The following is a 14,577-nucleotide window of genomic DNA, read 5'->3' on the forward strand; positions in this document are numbered from 1 at the left end:
TACAATGAGTTATCGGAAAGTGGTTGCCGACAGGGGATGAGCGCATGGCCGAGCCGTGGTTCAAAGACGGGTTGCATTTCACCTGCACGCAATGTGGCAAATGCTGCGGGGGCGCGCCCGGTTTTGTGTGGGTGAACGACGAGGAAATCGCCGCCCTTGCGGAGTTTCTTGGCGAACCGACAGAGACGGTGTTTGGGTTTTACACCCGTCGCGAAGGTTCTCGACGAACCCTCCGCGAGAAAGCCAATTACGATTGCATCTTTTACGACCGGGAAAAAGGCTGCACCGTCTATCCCGCCCGGCCCCGGCAATGCCGGACGTGGCCGTTTTGGGAAACCAACATGAAGAACGAACAAACGTGGGAACGCACGGCCGAGGGTTGTCCCGGTTGTAATCAGGGAGATCTGATTCCTTCCGACGAGATTCTGAAACGCATTGCGGTGATGCGCGTATGAATCCGGAAATCGAGGCCCGTGTCCGCGAGATTTACGCTTCGGCCGACCAAGCGGTGGCCGCTTTCGGCCCGAAATGCGATGCCTCCGGCCGGTGTTGCCGGTTCACGGAATACGGGCATATGTTGTTCATCAGCCAACTGGAAGCGGACGTTCTGCTGGCTCATGCCCCGGCCTATGCGAAGCCGGTCACCCGCGATTTTTGCCCGTTTCAAGTGGACAATCTTTGCACGGCCCGCGACCCGCGACCGCTTGGCTGTCGGGTGTACTTTTGTGATCCCGCTTATGAAGAAACGGGCCAAAACATCAGCGAGAAACACCTCGCGGAGTTGAAAAAACTGGCCGATGAATTGAGTCTGCCGTGGCGATATGCCCCGCTGCACGTGTTCCTGAATGAAGGGGAGGGCACCGGCCTGGCGGGAGAGGAAACGGGCCGGATCAAATTGCCCGTGGTGGGCGGGTAAGTCAATCAAAGTCCGGCGACGATTTTCCCTTTGGCGGCGTCAATGTCCGGCAGACTTCCCGCAATTTGTCGGCGACGAATTCGGCCTGTTTGGCCGAGACATCTAGATGGGTGCAAGCCCGCATCATGTTTGCCCCGAGGATGCTAATGAGGATGCCATGCTCCTTCATCGCATCCACGAGATGTTTGGCCGAGATCACCTTGGGATCAACCTCAAACCACACTAGATTGGTTTCCACATACGGCGGGTCTAGCCGGAGGCCGGGGATGTCCGTGATGGCTTGGGCGATCATCTTCGCGTTTTGATGATCCTCAGCCAACCGATCAATGTGGTTGTCCAAGGCATACAGGGCGGCGGCGGCCAGAACGCCCCCCTGACGAATGGCCCCGCCGAAGAGCTTGCGAACCCGCCGGGCCTTGGCAATCAAATCTTTTGGCCCGGCCAGCGCCGAACCAACTGGGGCTCCGAGTCCTTTGCTAAAGCAGACGGAGACGGTGTCGAACGGTTCGGCCCACGCGGTCAAAGACACGCCGCTGGCGACGTGGGCGTTCCACAATCTCGCGCCGTCGAGGTGCATCATCAACTTGTTGTCATGAGCCCATTTCGAGATCGCTTGAATCTTCTCAAGAGGATACACCCGGCCGCCGCCGCGATTGTGCGTGTTTTCGAGCGTGACCAAGCGAGTTTGCGAATAATGCTCGTTCGTTGGCCGGATTTTGTCTCGCAGTTGTTCGACATCAAGGACGCCGTAATCCCCGGCGACGGTGCGGGAAGTCACTCCGCTTAATACCGCCGGGCCGCCGGCTTCCCAAGTGAAAATGTGGCAGGTGTCATCGCAAAGCAGTTCATCGCCCGGTTGGGTGTGAACGCGGACGGCGATTTGATTGGACATTGTTCCGGAAGGAACAAACAGGGCGGCTTCTTTGCCCAACATGGCAGCGACCCGATCTTGGAGATGATTGATCGTCGGGTCTTCCGCGTAAACATCATCCCCCACGTCGGCCATCGCCATGACCGCCCGCATTTCGGGCGTGGGCTTGGTCACCGTGTCACTGCGGAGGTCGATCAAATCTGGCATCTGGGATCACTCTTTGGCGGGTTCCTCCCGGCGGTTCTCAAAGAACCACCGGCCTTCCACTTTTCTTAGGAAGATGGAGTAACCCTTCACCCCTTCGACGGTCACCGTGGCGGCTTCGCCAGCCTCCTCGAATTTCCCTTCGCGAAGGAATCGCTTGAGAGTAATCAAATTGTCCGGCTCGTCGGCGAGCTTCTTGCTCATCGCATCTGTCAGATACTTGAAACCAAGCAACTCGGCCTTTTGCCTCACTCGGGCCTGAAGTTCCGGCCCCTTTAACGACGCGCCTTGGGCCGTTCCGGCGAGTTGCTCGGCGGCGACTTTTTCAAAGTACCCGGCTGATTTGAGAATCCGGGAATCGATGTAATCCTTGGGCATCAGGTGGGCGGCCAAGTAGTCGTATCGCTCCCGCTCGATGGCGAGAACCACCGAAGCAAGGGCGTCCCGAGGGCTTGACTGTTTGTATAAATCAGGGTTCGGGAGAATGCCGTAGCGGTCGCCTTCTTGGGCCGTGGCGACATGGCTGACCAGAAATCCGGCAAGCACCAACACGAGGCGTTTCATGCGTCGTTCTCCCCGACCATCTGCGTAACGTTAATGTATTGCTAACCGACCGTGCCGCCGGGTGCAACGCGGAGTTGCCGGACGGGACGGCAAGACCTACCTCACGGGCCGTATAATCCGATTATGCCAGCAAACACCTTCGGCGAACGATTTCGAGTGACCACGGCGGGCGTCAGCCACGGGCCGGGCTATGTCTGCATCGTGGACGGCTGCCCGTCCGGATTGCCTCTTTCCGTGGACGATTTGTTGCCCGATCTGGCCCGTCGACGGCCGGGGCAATCGAAGATCACCACCCAGCGGGACGAAGCCGACCTGCCCGAAATTCTCTCCGGAGTCTTTGAGGGCAAGACGGACGGCACCTCCATCGGGTTGTTATTCCGCAACAGCGACCAACGCAGCGGTGATTACGGGGACATCAAGGACAAATACCGCCCCGGCCATGCCGATTACACGTTTGACGCCAAATATGGCTTTCGCGATTACCGCGGCGGCGGCCGATCCAGCGCCCGCGAAACCGTGTGCCGGGTGGCGGCCGGGGCGATTGCCAAAAAACTGCTGGAGACCGTGGGCGTGCGTGTTTTGGGCTATGTGAAACAAGTGGGCGAAGTCATTTGCAATGTGCCGGACCCGACGGCCGTGACGTTGGAACAAGTCGAATCAAACATCGTGCGTTGTCCCGACATGGCCGTCGGCGAGCGGATGATTCAGTTGATCGAAGAAGTGAGAAAAGATCGCGATTCCATCGGCGGCGTGTGCGAGATGGTGGCCGTCAACGTGCCGCCCGGATTGGGTGAGCCGGTGTTTGACAAAGTGAAGGCCGATCTGGCGAAGGCGATGCTCTCCCTCCCGGCCGTGACCGCCTTTGAATACGGGGCCGGTTTCGCTGTCGCCACCATGCGGGGGAGCCAAAACAACGACATTTTCGTGAAGGATCACGGCCGCATCGAGACTTCAACCAACAACCACGGCGGGATGCTCGGCGGGATCACCAGCGGCATGCCCATCATTTGCCGGGTGGCGATCAAACCGACCAGCAGTCTGCCGCGATCCCAACCCACTGTCAATCGGGAAGGAGAGGCGACAGAGATTCTGACCCGTGGCCGACATGACCCGTGTTTGCTGCCAAGATTTGTGCCGATGGGGGAAGCGATGTTTGCACTAGTCTTGGCCGATCATTGGTTGCGGAACAAAACGAGTAAATTGTGAAAAATGACGTGAACACAACGCAGTCCGTAAACACGCTGATCTTGTGCGAAATGTTTCGGGTAAAATGTCAGTGTGACACGTCGTAACAAACTGTCACGACGTGCGAGATCACAAAGAATCGAGATACCACCGGGATTCCCACATGGTTCCTGTTATTGACGTGGCCCGTCAGTTTGTCGTCTTGGCTCGGCAGGATGATGAGTTGATGGATCAGAAAAGACTTGAAATCCTGTCGTACTACGCACAAGGCTGGTCGATGGCTTGGTATTTGGAACCATTGTTCGATGACAGAATCGAAGCTTGGAAAACAGGTCCGGTCCCGGTGGGGCTTCATGCGTCGCTCAATCCTGATGGCGGCGAGTCAAATCACGAGGTTGGCGCCCTTGGTGAACCGCAAATGATAACGCCGAGGGCGAAAGAGATCATCGAATCGGTGTGGCGTGGCTATCGGAACCATTCCTCCATCGGATTATCGATGATGAGCCGTCGGGAGCGGCCGTGGCGGGAAGCATCCCAGACAGATGTCGGGGGGCATTGCCAAATCATCACGGAGGAGGCGTTGCTGGCCCATTTCGGACCGATCTTTGAACAAGAATCCGGCGAGAAAGCGGGCAGTCTGGCGGAGTCCGAAAAGGCGTTCAATAATGGCGAGACGGTCGATTTCGATGATTTGATGGTGGAGTTGCATCGCACATGACGATTCGCCTGACGTTCGATCAATCATCGCAGGAGTCTTACAAAGGGTTTCCGGATATCATCCGGGCCATCGCCGCCGACCATCTGGCTGTTTTTCGCAACAACTGGGCTTCCGTCACCCGTATTGTGGCTCCCCCCGCCGGAACCGGCCCGCGAACGGGCATCTGGGTGGTCCGGCCCGATAGCTCGGCCGGACTATTGGAGTTTCGTTTCGCCTGGCGAAACGACCGCACCGTGGCTCATATTCGCATGGTCACATTCTCGGAACATGACCGAGTTCCCGAATGGGTTCTTGATCCCGATGAATGGGATGACGATCAACGGCCGTATCCCGTCATCACGATTGATTGGTGAAAACAGGGATACGGTTTCTCTTTCCGGCGATCATCAATCCGAAATCACCGTGTTGGTCAGCGTTCCCAACCCGTCGATTTCCACTTCCACGGTGTCGCCGGCCTTCATGTAAACTTGCGGCGACAGCGCGTGCCCGATGCCGGGGGGCGTTCCGGTGAAGATTAGATCGCCGGGTTCCAGCGTGATGATCTGGGAGATGTACGACACCATTTGCGGCACGGTGAAAATGAATTCCTTCGTGTTGCTGTTCTGCATTGTCTTGCCGTTCAGGCGAAGACGGATGCCAAGGTTGTGGACGTCGGCCACTTCATCCTTGGTCACCATCACCGGCCCGATGGGGGCGAAGGTGTCGAAGGTTTTGCCGGCCATCCATTGTTTGCCGTCTTTTTCCAATTGCCAGTCGCGGGCGGAAACATCGTGTCCGACGGCATAACCGGCCACGTGATCCGTGGCGTCGGCTTCGCTGATCTTCCGGCCCTTTTTGCCGATCACGATCACCAATTCGGCCTCGTAATCAACCCGCGTGGAAACTTTCGGGGCCACGATGGCTTCCCCGCTGCCGATCAGGGCGGAGGGGAACTTGCTGAACAACACCGGTTCCTTGGGGATGGCCATTTTGCTTTCGATGGCGTGATCCCGGTAGTTCAAGCCGACGCACACGATCTTTTGCGGGTCGTGGATCGGCGCATGGAGCTTGGCCCCGGCGACCGGAACCTTCACGGCCTTCGGCGACTTGGCTGCCTCGGCGGCTTCTGCGAGCAACGCGGGCTTGGAGAGCAGTTCGCGGACGGAAGCCGGGAACTTGGAGTCGGTGGCCGTCAGGTCCACATAGGAATCGCCAACTTGGATGGCGGCATGTGGCCCTTGGGGGGTGTTCAGAGTGGCGAGGCGCATGTAGGTCTCCCGAAGAGGTACGAATCAACCGAACTATTTCCGATGTATTGAATGGGTCGCGTGCGGCTTGGACCAGTCTTGCCGGAGGATTGACAGGCAAAAGAAGCGGTGGCCGTATAAACAAAACCATCCCTCATGGTTCCGGAAACACATCATGGTTCATTCAGACGATGAGATGGAACCCGCGATTCCCCGGATCAGATTGCGAACCATCTTCGTCATCATGGCGATCACCTGCGTCATCATGTTTCTGGGCGGGCCGCTCGCCATTGCCGTGATTGCGTTGATCTTTGCCCCGGCGGAAGTCAGCATCCCAATTGCGTCGGGGGCGGTGGTGTTTGTGCTGGGTTTGGGTTATGCGATGTCGTCCAGTTATCAATGGGTCGAACTTGATGACGGCGTGATTCGGGGCCGGAAACTGCTGACGCGGAAAATAGTTGAAAAACCAGTGGCCGAGATTATCGGGGTTGCCTCGCTCAACTCCAAAGGCATGGGACCGCTGGAGAACTTGGTCTTGGATGCTTTCATGAAAACATCGAATCGCGGATATCAATTGCGTTTTCGTGACGGGACGAAGCTGGCGTTGGTGAGAGGTGACATGGCCGGCTTGGATGAATTCTTGATTGCGCTGGCGGATCAGATGAAGAACGACCGGCGGGATTGAGCAAACCCGATCCAAATCTGATGGGCCGTGAGTCCGGAAACATTTCGCAAATGTTCTCGGATTTTCCGGTTTCCTGTGATAGATTGCGGGGCATCATGAAACGTCTCTTTATCCTTTTTGCGTGGCTGACACCAATGGCGATCACGGCCGGGGAAAAGCCCTTGGATGCCAGTTTCCTTCGACAATATGCCGAGACGCGGGGCTTCCTGCTTGGCCGTCCGGTGAACCCCAAACCATCTCCCGACGGCAAAACCGTGCTGTTTCTGCGTTCGGAGGCCAAGAACCCGAAACGCAGCCTGTACGAGTTTGATTGTTCCACCGGGAAGACAAAAGAATTGCTGACGGCTGATGCCTTGCTCAAAGGGGCCGAGGAAAAGCTAACGCCCGAGGAAAAGGCCCGCCGGGAGCGAATGCGGGTGAGCGCTGGGGGCTTCGCGGATTATCATCTCGACGAAACGGGCCGTTTCATCCTGTTGCCGTTGTCGGGGAAATTGTTCGTTTGCAACCGCTCGGCCAACTCTTCCAAGGAACTCAAGATCCCGGCCGGGACGATCATCGACGCGAAATGGTCGCCGGATGGCAAATGGGTTTCGTATGTTCGTGAAACGGATGTCTACGTTTACGAACTGGCGACGGACAAGGAAACGGCCGTCACCACCGGCGGAACGCCGGTGAAGACCAACGGGCTGGCCGAGTTTGTTGCCCAAGAAGAGATGGGGCGTTTCTCCGGTTATTGGTGGTCGCCGGACTCGAAACAGATTGCCTTTGAGGAAGTCGATCACACCGGCGTGGAGACGTGGTATGTCGCCGATCCGACGAAGCCGGATCAAAAACCGTTGGCCCAATATTACCCCCGGCCGGGCAAGAAGAATGTCGCCGTGCGGCTTGGCATTGTTCCGATCACCGGCGGCAAGCCGACCTTCGTGACTTGGGACACCAAGACTTTCGAGTATTTGTGTGCGGTCAAATGGGACAAGAGCGGCCCGCTAACCATCCAGATTCAGGACCGGAAACAGCAGGAAATTCAACTTCATCTTGTTGATCCCGGCACGGGAACCTGCCGCAAATTGCTGGAAGAGAAAGACACCGCGTTCACCAACATCCGCCAGGACATGCCCCGTTGGGTGCGGGGTCGGCAGGAATTCCTCTGGGTCAGCGAGTATGGCAAGGGGCCGGGGTTGGAACTTCGTCGGGCAGACGGCTCATTGACGGATATCGCGATTCCCTACGACATCGGATTTCAATCCTTGGTGCACGTTGACCCGGATCGTTCGGAAGTTGTGTATCTGGGATCTCTCGATTCCACGCAAATGCATGCGCAGTCCCGGTTTTTCCAAGCTCCGCTGTTGCAACGCCGACCGGACACTGACAAGTCGATCCGGTTGGGTGAAGGAGAAGGGATTGAGTCCGTCGTCTTCTCCGAGAACAAAGACGTCTTCGTGCTGACCCGCACTTCGCCGGGCGAGATGCCCCGGTCATTCGTCCACACGCGGGACAAACGGATTGGCGAACTGCCGGGCGTGGGAGAGAACCCGCCCGTGGTTCCTGTCACGAAGTTTGAGCAAGTAGGCAAAGAACCGCTTTTCAACACCAACATCGTGTTGCCGCAAAATTTCGACTCGAAGAAGAAGTACCCGGTGATCGTCGATGTGTACGGCGGCCCGCATCATCTGCATGTGGTTCGCGCGATGCGCAACTGGCTGTTGCCGCAATGGCTGGCCGACCAAGGCTTCATTGTGGTCGCCATCGAAAACCGGGGAACTCCGGGGCATGGCCGGGATTGGGAGCGATCTATTTATCAACGGTTCGGGCAGGTTCCGATTGAGGATCAGGTGGCCGGATTGAAATTGCTGGCCGAAAAATACCCGGCGATGGATCTCGACCGTGTGGGCATCACCGGGTGGTCGTTCGGGGGCTACATGTCGGCCCTCGCCGTGCTGAAACGGCCGGATGTGTACAAAGCGGCCGTCGCCGGCGCTCCGGTGACGGATTGGGAAGACTACGACACGCATTACACGGAACGCTACATGGGCCTGCTGCCCGAGAGCAAGAAAGAATACGAAGCTTCTTCCCTGTTGCCGCTGGCCGGGAAGTTGGAACGCCCGTTGTTGCTCGTCCACGGAACAGCCGACGACAATGTTTATTTCCGACACACCCTGCGGCTCACCGACGCCTTGTTCCGGGCCGGAAGAGACTTTGAAGTCTTGCCGTTGCCGGGGCTGACGCACATGGTTCCCGATCCCGTCGTCACGGAGCGACTCTGGACCCGTGTTGCCGGGCACTTCCAGAAGCATCTGGGCAAGCCGATTGATTTTACTCCCGCCAAATAAGAGGTCTGCATATGCGTTTGATTGCGTTTCTCTTTCTGTTCGCGGCCATTGGCCCGGTTTTCGCCGAAGAAGCCACCTCAGTCGGCATCAAAGTCTCTGACGGAGTGATCGAGTTCACTCACGGAAAAAACCTGGCTGGCAAATACCACTACGGCAAAGAAGTGGCGAAGCCTTACTTCTACCCGCTTAACGCCCCGCCGGAAGTGACCGTTACTCGTGGCTGGCCGATGGTGAAGGGATTGCCGAAGGAAACAACGGATCACCCCCATCAGAAGTCCGCATGGTTTTGCCACGGGGATGTGATTCCCGAGGGAATCGAATTAAAGACCAAGTCGAAGGACATCCATGTGAAGGGCGTTGATTTTTGGTCCGAACAACCGGGTCACGGCAAAATTGAATGTGTCTCGGCCAGCCAAACCAGTGCCAAAAATAACACGGTTTCTGTTTCCACCACGAATGAATGGAAGTCCGCGGATGGCGTGAAAATCCTTGATGAAACCCGGGTCATCAAGTTCTCGGTGGCCGGTGACGCCCGCCTGTTCACGGTGGAAATCGACATCCATGCCTCCGTGTGCCCGCTGACATTCGGGGACACAAAGGAAGGTTCCTTCGGTGTCCGTGTGAACGACGAGATCAAGGCCAAGGGAGGCAACGGCTATTACGCCAACGCTCAAGGCAAAAAGAACGAAAAAGACGTGTGGGGTCACCTGTCCGACTGGAATGATTACGTCGGCAAGATCGGCGACACGACGGCGGGAATCGCCGTGTTCGACGACTCTTCAAACAAGTATCGCGCCTGCTGGCACAGCCGGGAGTATGGCCTCATGGCGGCCAACCCGTTCGGCCGAAACGTCGCCGGTTTCCCTGATCTCAAGGGCAAGACCGACTTGGTGAAACTGGACAAAGGCGAACACCTGAAACTCCGCTACGGCATTCTCCTGCACGCCGGTGACACCGAAACCGCCAAAGTGGCCGAACACTACAAGACATTCATGGGGAAGTAATTGATCGAGGATTTTGATTGACAGTATTCATTCTGATTTCACAAGGAGCCTGCGAAATCAGAATGAATGCGAATCGCGAGGCGGCACTTTTGCCCCGGCATTGCCAGATCGATCAGCGATTCCACAGCATCACCATTTTCTTCACACTCATCGGGGTCCGCGTCAGTGCCCAAGCGTCTTCTCCAAGTCGAATGTTGGGGAACCATTGGACGAGTGTTCTGTATGATAATTTCATGATTGGCGGACTGAGCAGCCCAATAAGGTTGACCAAGGGTATTTTGCAGTCAGCGCACCCTCATGGCTCCGGTTAGCCCAACCCCTTGCCATTGATCATCGCGAAGTGGTTGCATCCTGCTGTCATTCAATTTTCCTCCCAAACAATCCGGAGATGGCATTCATGCGGCGAGTCATGCCTCACCTCGGTCTCTTTGCCTGCTTCGTCATCCTGTTGTTCCCGGTCTCCGGCCACGCGGAAAAGCCGACAAAAGTAGAAATCGGCAAGCGGGCCAAAGCAGCGACCGCGTTTGTCGAAGTGCCGGGTCACGGAAGCGGGACGGCATTCTGCATCCATTCTTCCGGCTTGTTCGTCACGAATGAACATGTCGTCAGGGGCGATGGCGTCGAGATCACTCTGGTGCTTAACTCTTCACTGGCGACCGAGCGGATCCTCAAGGCGAAGGTTGTCCGCGCGGACAAGGCTGGCGATCTAGCCCTCTTGCGCGTGGACGGGGTGAAGGATCTGCCGAGCCTCGAATTCGGCACGGCGGAGGACGTCGCGGAACTGGCGGAGGTGGTAGCATGTGGCTTCCCGCTTGGCCGCGCCCTGTCAACAGACAAAAAAGAATTGCCGGCATGCAGTGTCAACGCCGGCAGTGTCACCTCGCTTCGGCTCAAGGGAGGCGAACTGGAATTCATTCAGACTGACATCGCCCTGACTTACGGCAACTCGGGCGGGCCGGTGCTGGGAGACAACGGCAAGGTGATCGGCATGGTTGTCTCTGGAATCGGCGGGGGCAAGGCGGGCATCAACCTGGCCATCCCGGTCAACCGTCTGGAGCGATTCCTGAAGGCCCCCGACATTGCGTTCACCCCGCCAGCGTTGACCCGAGACAATCTCGGCCGGCCAACCGAATTCACGGCCCGTGTGACGTTTTTCGTGCCGGATGCGCCGGAACCGAGCCTCCGGCTGGCTCTCCAATCGGGGGATGAAACCCCTCGCGAATTTCCGATGAAGAAATCGGGCGGGGCTTGGGCGGTGACCGTCCCTTCAGCGGGCCAGTCGGCCCGAGGCGTGGAAGTCTCCTGCCGGTTCGGCATGGGGATGGTGACCGGCGCTGTGAAAGACTCTGTTGTCGTGGTCGGCGGGAAACCGTTCAGAATGAGCGCTGTCCGGCGAATCGATTCCCAACCGAACCCCGGCATCCTCCTCTCGGACGGCAAAACGTTTGTCGAAGGGGTGATCACCGGGCTTGCGCTGACCGAAATCGACGTGGGCGGGCAGACGTTCAAACTTGATTTGTCAAAGGCGGCGAGCGTAACGGTCCAGTCGTCGCCCGAAATCACACAAGTGACGGCTGTCGTCATTGCCACAGTCAACGGGAAGGAAGTGGCCCGAACCGAGGCGAAAATGGCCGTTCGCGAGCCGGAAGCCAGTTCCAAGGTCGACCCGTCCTCGGTGATTATCACGCCCCCGTCACTCACCGAAGACAAGGTCGTCAAACAACTCCCCGATGTGTTCTCGGAGGTGATGGTCGGCGGCGGCGGCCGGTATCTGATCTTCCACTTGCCGAAGCTAAAAAAGCTGGCGGTGTTCGATGTGAACGAAGCCAAAGTGACCAAATACATTCCGTTGGCCGAGGATGATGTCACCTTTGCCGCCGGATTGGACTCCCTTGTGATCGGGTTGAAGAAATCGGGCCGGTTGGAGCGCTGGAGTCTGACCAGTTTTGAAATGGAGAAATCGGCCCCGCCGCCGTTCAAGGAAGACATCAAGGTCGTTCTCATGGGGCATGGATCGGATGGCCCCTTGGTTGTAAATGGCTTCTTTCTGAATTTGGCGACATTTCGCCCGCTGCCGCTTGAGATTCAGGGAGCCGACGGGCGCGCCTGGCCCCCGACGGACCGGCGCATCCCCTCGGCCGACGGCACCGTGTTCGGCGCCTGGAACACGCATTTGTCACCGAGCAGTTCCACCACGTTCGTGTGCGAGGGGGGAGCGGTGAAACGATATGGAGACGGTGACCTCCGGCACGTCATCCCCGGACCGGACGGCCGGACGGTGTTCACCGGCAAGGGATTGGTGACACGCCTGCTTACCCGAGCGGACGAGGCGGATGCGGCTTATGGATATTGCCTTCCCGCCGTCCGGGGGGATTATTTCCTCTCGGTGTCATCAATCGGGGGCCGGGTGGTTGGCAACCGGGTGATCGGAGGAGGGCCGGGCGGCAAGGGGGGTGGATTCACGGTCTACCTGCGCGGCTTGAAGCAGCCAGTCGCCAAACTGGATGATGCCGATCATGGGCTGGCGTTTGATGGATGGGACCGCGAAGAGTTTGGGCCGTGGCGTCGGGTCTGCTTCGTGCCCGATGCGAAGGTGATCATTGTGCTTCCGGCGAGCAATGACCGGTTGGTGTTGCACAAGTTCGACCCGGAGGCCGCACTGGAGAAATCAGGGCAGAATTACCTTCTGGTCACGTCGCGATCACCCCGGGAAGTGAAGATCGGGATGCTGATGAGTTACCCCGTCAAGGTCAAGGCGAAGAATGCCAAAGTGACATTCAAACTCGATTCCGGGCCGAAAGGGATGGCCGTGTCACCGACCGGCGTGATCACATGGACGCCATCGTCGGACGAAACAGCCGGCGACCGGGATGTGATCCTGACGATTCGGGATGGCGAGGGACTGGAAGTGTTTCACACGTTTACGGTGCGAGTCGTGAAAGATTGAGATGGTGCGGGGAAGACCAGTCACAAAAGCAGCGAGGTCGCGTCAGTTGAAGCCGGGATGACAGAAGACAACATTCTTCAGAGTCATCCCGGCTTCAACTGACGCGACCTCTTTGTGTGGAAATCAACCTGTCTTCCGATCACTGCGTATTCGGCTTCATCCCCAGCGCGTCGGCCAAGGAAGTGAGCAATGGCGTGGTCGGCTTGGTGGATTGCTGATAGCCCCACATGCCGTGCAGAAGTTCGTAGGCCATCAAGGCGCCGATGAACATGACAAACATCGTCGGGAGCATCAGGGCGACGGGCAAAGGTCCCCACGGAGTCGGAGGGGCATAACCGGCGGGGCGGACAGTTCCGTCCTCCGACGCTTCGCTAACCTCGTATTCCTCGGCATCTTCGTCTGCCTCCGGGTTCACGCCTGTGAGCGCCTGACTTGCGGACGACCCGGACTCCAGTTCCATGTCGTCGAAATCGACACCTTCTTCGTCGTCTCCGGCCAGCTTCTTTTTATTCTTGAGCTTTTTCTTCTTCGACTGGACATCTTCCTCGTCGATGGAGACCACTTCGGAAGCGCTTTCGTCGATGGCGGCCCCGCCGTCTTCGTCAATCGCGAGGTCAAATTCGGAACTTTCGAGATCGGTGTCCGCGTCGTCGAGCGAGATGGCCTCGGAGGCGGAATCGTCCTCAAGGGCCGGAATCTCGAAGTCGGTCGCCTCGAAGATGTCTCCCTTCTTGTCCTCTTCGCCCGCTCCTTCAAGATCAAGCGACAAATCGCTGGATTCTTCGATGGACAGTTCAAATTCGCTGTCCGAATCCTGTTGAAGCTTCTTGCCCGAGAGTTTCTTGGCGGACGATCCGGTCGAATCGATGCTTAGTTCAAAGTCGATTTCATCGTCGCTGTCCGACTTCGGAGGCGGGGCTTTGATGTTTTTTCCGCTCTTCCCGCTGAGGTTCTTCCCGCTCTTTTTCCCCTCCAGCGAAACACCGCTGTCGGCCGGCCGATTGAGATTGATGCCGCTCTGGCCGGTTCCCCGTTTGAGTTCGAGGGGATCGCCACCCAAGGCAACCTCTTCGCTGCTGTCCGGCATCATGGAGAGTTCAAAATCATCACTGTCGGCGTCGAGCGAGAGTTCAAACTCGCTGCTGTCCGGCGGGACGGGGGCCGGGGCTGGCGGCGGCGCCTTTTGCCGGCCGGATTCACCGGGTTTGGGCATCGCCCCGGATTCACCGCTCTTGAGTTTGATGGAGGAAAGCTGGCCGGACTTGCCGGTCATCTTGGCGCTGGACATGCCAGAGGGAAGTTCAAACTCATCCTCGGACAAGATCGATTCGTCGTCATCCACCACTGGCGGGGGAGCGGGCTTCTTCCCCTTGCTGGAATCTTTCAACTTCAAGTCACTGTCGGCGGGGCTCTTGCCCTTGAGCTTCTTGGAGGAACCCGGTTTGGCGGGTTTCGGAGCCTCGTCCCCGGTCAGCAGGAATACCTCGTCAGAATCGAGGTTAAGGGGTTCGTCATCCGGCGGCGGGGCTGGTTTTTTGGAGGCGGCTGGAACCGGTTTCGGGGCGGCTTTGGCGTCATCCCCAAGCAGACCGATTTCGTCTGAGTCGGCTAATTGCAATTCGGCCGAACTCCCGAGGCCGATGGTGCGGGCCAGTTCGTCGATTTCGTTGGCCCGAAACCGTAACGTGTTCCCGTCCCGGAAGGAGCGAATCTGCGTCCACTCCGTGCGGAGGCGTCGCTTAAACTCCTCCAAGGACAGGGAAAGTTTGGCGGCGGCTTCATCAAGCGTGTAGGTCTGTGCCATGGATCATCCTCGCTTGCCGGGTGAGACGGGCAGCGAATGACAGACGTTGAGAATCGACGGCCCGAAGAACCCCCGCCGGGCCGCACCTATTATCGATTGTAAACCCGCCGGGTGTCAATACAA

14 protein-coding genes are annotated in these 14,577 nt (G+C 57.9%); 9 read left to right on the forward strand and 5 right to left on the reverse strand.

What is annotated here, in order from left to right:
* The first annotated feature begins 44 nt into the window (after nucleotides 1–44).
* The gene (locus BGIM_RS0120340; protein WP_020471575.1) at nucleotides 45–455 is read left to right on the forward strand and encodes a YkgJ family cysteine cluster protein; all 411 of its coding nucleotides are present in this window, start codon (nucleotides 45–47) and stop codon (nucleotides 453–455) included.
* The gene (locus tag BGIM_RS51465; protein WP_020471576.1) at nucleotides 452–916 is read left to right on the forward strand and encodes a hypothetical protein; all 465 of its coding nucleotides are present in this window, start codon (nucleotides 452–454) and stop codon (nucleotides 914–916) included. The genes BGIM_RS0120340 and BGIM_RS51465 overlap by 4 nt, the downstream gene beginning before the upstream one ends.
* A 1-nt stretch (nucleotide 917) precedes the next feature.
* Here the strand turns inward: BGIM_RS51465 and ltaE are convergent, their stop codons facing one another.
* Complete coding sequence (ltaE, locus tag BGIM_RS0120350) at nucleotides 918–1,994, reverse strand: low-specificity L-threonine aldolase (RefSeq protein WP_020471577.1); 1,077 nt, start codon at nucleotides 1,992–1,994, stop codon at nucleotides 918–920.
* A gap of 6 nt (nucleotides 1,995–2,000) precedes the next feature.
* Nucleotides 2,001–2,555, reverse strand: coding sequence for a hypothetical protein (locus BGIM_RS0120355; protein ID WP_020471578.1), 555 nt, complete (start codon nucleotides 2,553–2,555; stop codon nucleotides 2,001–2,003).
* A gap of 123 nt (nucleotides 2,556–2,678) precedes the next feature.
* Here BGIM_RS0120355 and aroC point away from each other — a divergent pair, with 123 nt between their 5' ends.
* From aroC to BGIM_RS0120370, 3 genes are all read left to right on the forward strand, one after another.
* Nucleotides 2,679–3,761, forward strand: coding sequence for a chorismate synthase (gene aroC / locus BGIM_RS0120360; RefSeq protein WP_020471579.1), 1,083 nt, complete (start codon nucleotides 2,679–2,681; stop codon nucleotides 3,759–3,761).
* 142 nt (nucleotides 3,762–3,903) lie between these two features.
* Nucleotides 3,904–4,458: a Panacea domain-containing protein gene (locus tag BGIM_RS57905; RefSeq protein WP_020471580.1), complete on the forward strand. Its 555-nt coding sequence runs from the start codon at nucleotides 3,904–3,906 to the stop codon at nucleotides 4,456–4,458.
* Nucleotides 4,455–4,811: a hypothetical protein gene (locus BGIM_RS0120370; RefSeq protein ID WP_020471581.1), complete on the forward strand. Its 357-nt coding sequence runs from the start codon at nucleotides 4,455–4,457 to the stop codon at nucleotides 4,809–4,811. Before BGIM_RS57905 ends, BGIM_RS0120370 begins: the two co-directional genes overlap by 4 nt.
* A 33-nt stretch (nucleotides 4,812–4,844) precedes the next feature.
* Here the strand turns inward: BGIM_RS0120370 and BGIM_RS0120375 are convergent, their stop codons facing one another.
* Entirely contained in the window at nucleotides 4,845–5,705 is an 861-nt protein-coding gene (locus BGIM_RS0120375; RefSeq protein ID WP_020471582.1) for a fumarylacetoacetate hydrolase family protein, read from the reverse strand.
* 154 nt (nucleotides 5,706–5,859) lie between these two features.
* On the opposite strand from BGIM_RS0120375, the gene BGIM_RS0120380 reads away from it, so the two are divergent.
* The 3 genes from BGIM_RS0120380 (at nucleotide 5,860) to BGIM_RS0120390 (ending at nucleotide 9,703) form a co-directional block, all read left to right on the forward strand.
* Nucleotides 5,860–6,369, forward strand: a complete 510-nt coding sequence (locus BGIM_RS0120380; RefSeq protein ID WP_020471583.1) for a hypothetical protein — start codon at nucleotides 5,860–5,862, stop codon at nucleotides 6,367–6,369.
* 95 nt (nucleotides 6,370–6,464) lie between these two features.
* Nucleotides 6,465–8,699 carry a S9 family peptidase gene (locus BGIM_RS0120385; RefSeq protein WP_040889787.1) on the forward strand — a complete coding sequence of 745 codons (2,235 nt, stop codon included), beginning with the start codon at nucleotides 6,465–6,467 and terminating at the stop codon, nucleotides 8,697–8,699.
* Nucleotides 8,700–8,710: 11 nt separating this feature from the next.
* Complete coding sequence (locus tag BGIM_RS0120390) at nucleotides 8,711–9,703, forward strand: DUF6807 domain-containing protein (protein ID WP_020471585.1); 993 nt, start codon at nucleotides 8,711–8,713, stop codon at nucleotides 9,701–9,703.
* Between the two features lie 38 nt (nucleotides 9,704–9,741).
* Here the strand turns inward: BGIM_RS0120390 and BGIM_RS67830 are convergent, their stop codons facing one another.
* Nucleotides 9,742–9,876, reverse strand: coding sequence for a hypothetical protein (locus BGIM_RS67830; protein ID WP_261339980.1), 135 nt, complete (start codon nucleotides 9,874–9,876; stop codon nucleotides 9,742–9,744).
* A 224-nt stretch (nucleotides 9,877–10,100) separates the two neighbouring features.
* On the opposite strand from BGIM_RS67830, the gene BGIM_RS0120395 reads away from it, so the two are divergent.
* Complete coding sequence (locus BGIM_RS0120395) at nucleotides 10,101–12,650, forward strand: S1C family serine protease (RefSeq protein WP_020471586.1); 2,550 nt, start codon at nucleotides 10,101–10,103, stop codon at nucleotides 12,648–12,650.
* Between the two features lie 139 nt (nucleotides 12,651–12,789).
* On the opposite strand, the gene BGIM_RS0120400 is transcribed toward BGIM_RS0120395, so the two are convergent.
* Complete coding sequence (locus BGIM_RS0120400; RefSeq protein ID WP_020471587.1) at nucleotides 12,790–14,454, reverse strand: hypothetical protein; 1,665 nt, start codon at nucleotides 14,452–14,454, stop codon at nucleotides 12,790–12,792.
* Between the last annotated feature and the right edge of the window lie 123 nt (nucleotides 14,455–14,577).

Origin of the sequence: Zavarzinella formosa DSM 19928 (assembly GCF_000255705.1) — a bacterium.
GTDB classification, from domain to species: domain Bacteria; phylum Planctomycetota; class Planctomycetia; order Gemmatales; family Gemmataceae; genus Zavarzinella; species Zavarzinella formosa.

Bases quoted from the DNA above. Each gene is read 5' to 3' on its own strand.
- BGIM_RS0120340 (WP_020471575.1), top strand. From the start codon at position 45: ATGGCCGAGCCGTGGTTCAAAGACGGGTTGCATTTCACCTGCACGCAA.
- BGIM_RS51465 (WP_020471576.1), top strand. From the start codon at position 452: ATGAATCCGGAAATCGAGGCCCGTGTCCGCGAGATTTACGCTTCGGCC.
- ltaE (WP_020471577.1), bottom strand. From the start codon at position 1,994: ATGCCAGATTTGATCGACCTCCGCAGTGACACGGTGACCAAGCCCACG.
- BGIM_RS0120355 (WP_020471578.1), bottom strand. From the start codon at position 2,555: ATGAAACGCCTCGTGTTGGTGCTTGCCGGATTTCTGGTCAGCCATGTC.
- aroC (WP_020471579.1), top strand. From the start codon at position 2,679: ATGCCAGCAAACACCTTCGGCGAACGATTTCGAGTGACCACGGCGGGC.
- BGIM_RS57905 (WP_020471580.1), top strand. From the start codon at position 3,904: ATGGTTCCTGTTATTGACGTGGCCCGTCAGTTTGTCGTCTTGGCTCGG.
- BGIM_RS0120370 (WP_020471581.1), top strand. From the start codon at position 4,455: ATGACGATTCGCCTGACGTTCGATCAATCATCGCAGGAGTCTTACAAA.
- BGIM_RS0120375 (WP_020471582.1), bottom strand. From the start codon at position 5,705: ATGCGCCTCGCCACTCTGAACACCCCCCAAGGGCCACATGCCGCCATC.
- BGIM_RS0120380 (WP_020471583.1), top strand. From the start codon at position 5,860: ATGGTTCATTCAGACGATGAGATGGAACCCGCGATTCCCCGGATCAGA.
- BGIM_RS0120385 (WP_040889787.1), top strand. From the start codon at position 6,465: ATGAAACGTCTCTTTATCCTTTTTGCGTGGCTGACACCAATGGCGATC.
- BGIM_RS0120390 (WP_020471585.1), top strand. From the start codon at position 8,711: ATGCGTTTGATTGCGTTTCTCTTTCTGTTCGCGGCCATTGGCCCGGTT.
- BGIM_RS0120395 (WP_020471586.1), top strand. From the start codon at position 10,101: ATGCGGCGAGTCATGCCTCACCTCGGTCTCTTTGCCTGCTTCGTCATC.
- BGIM_RS0120400 (WP_020471587.1), bottom strand. From the start codon at position 14,454: ATGGCACAGACCTACACGCTTGATGAAGCCGCCGCCAAACTTTCCCTG.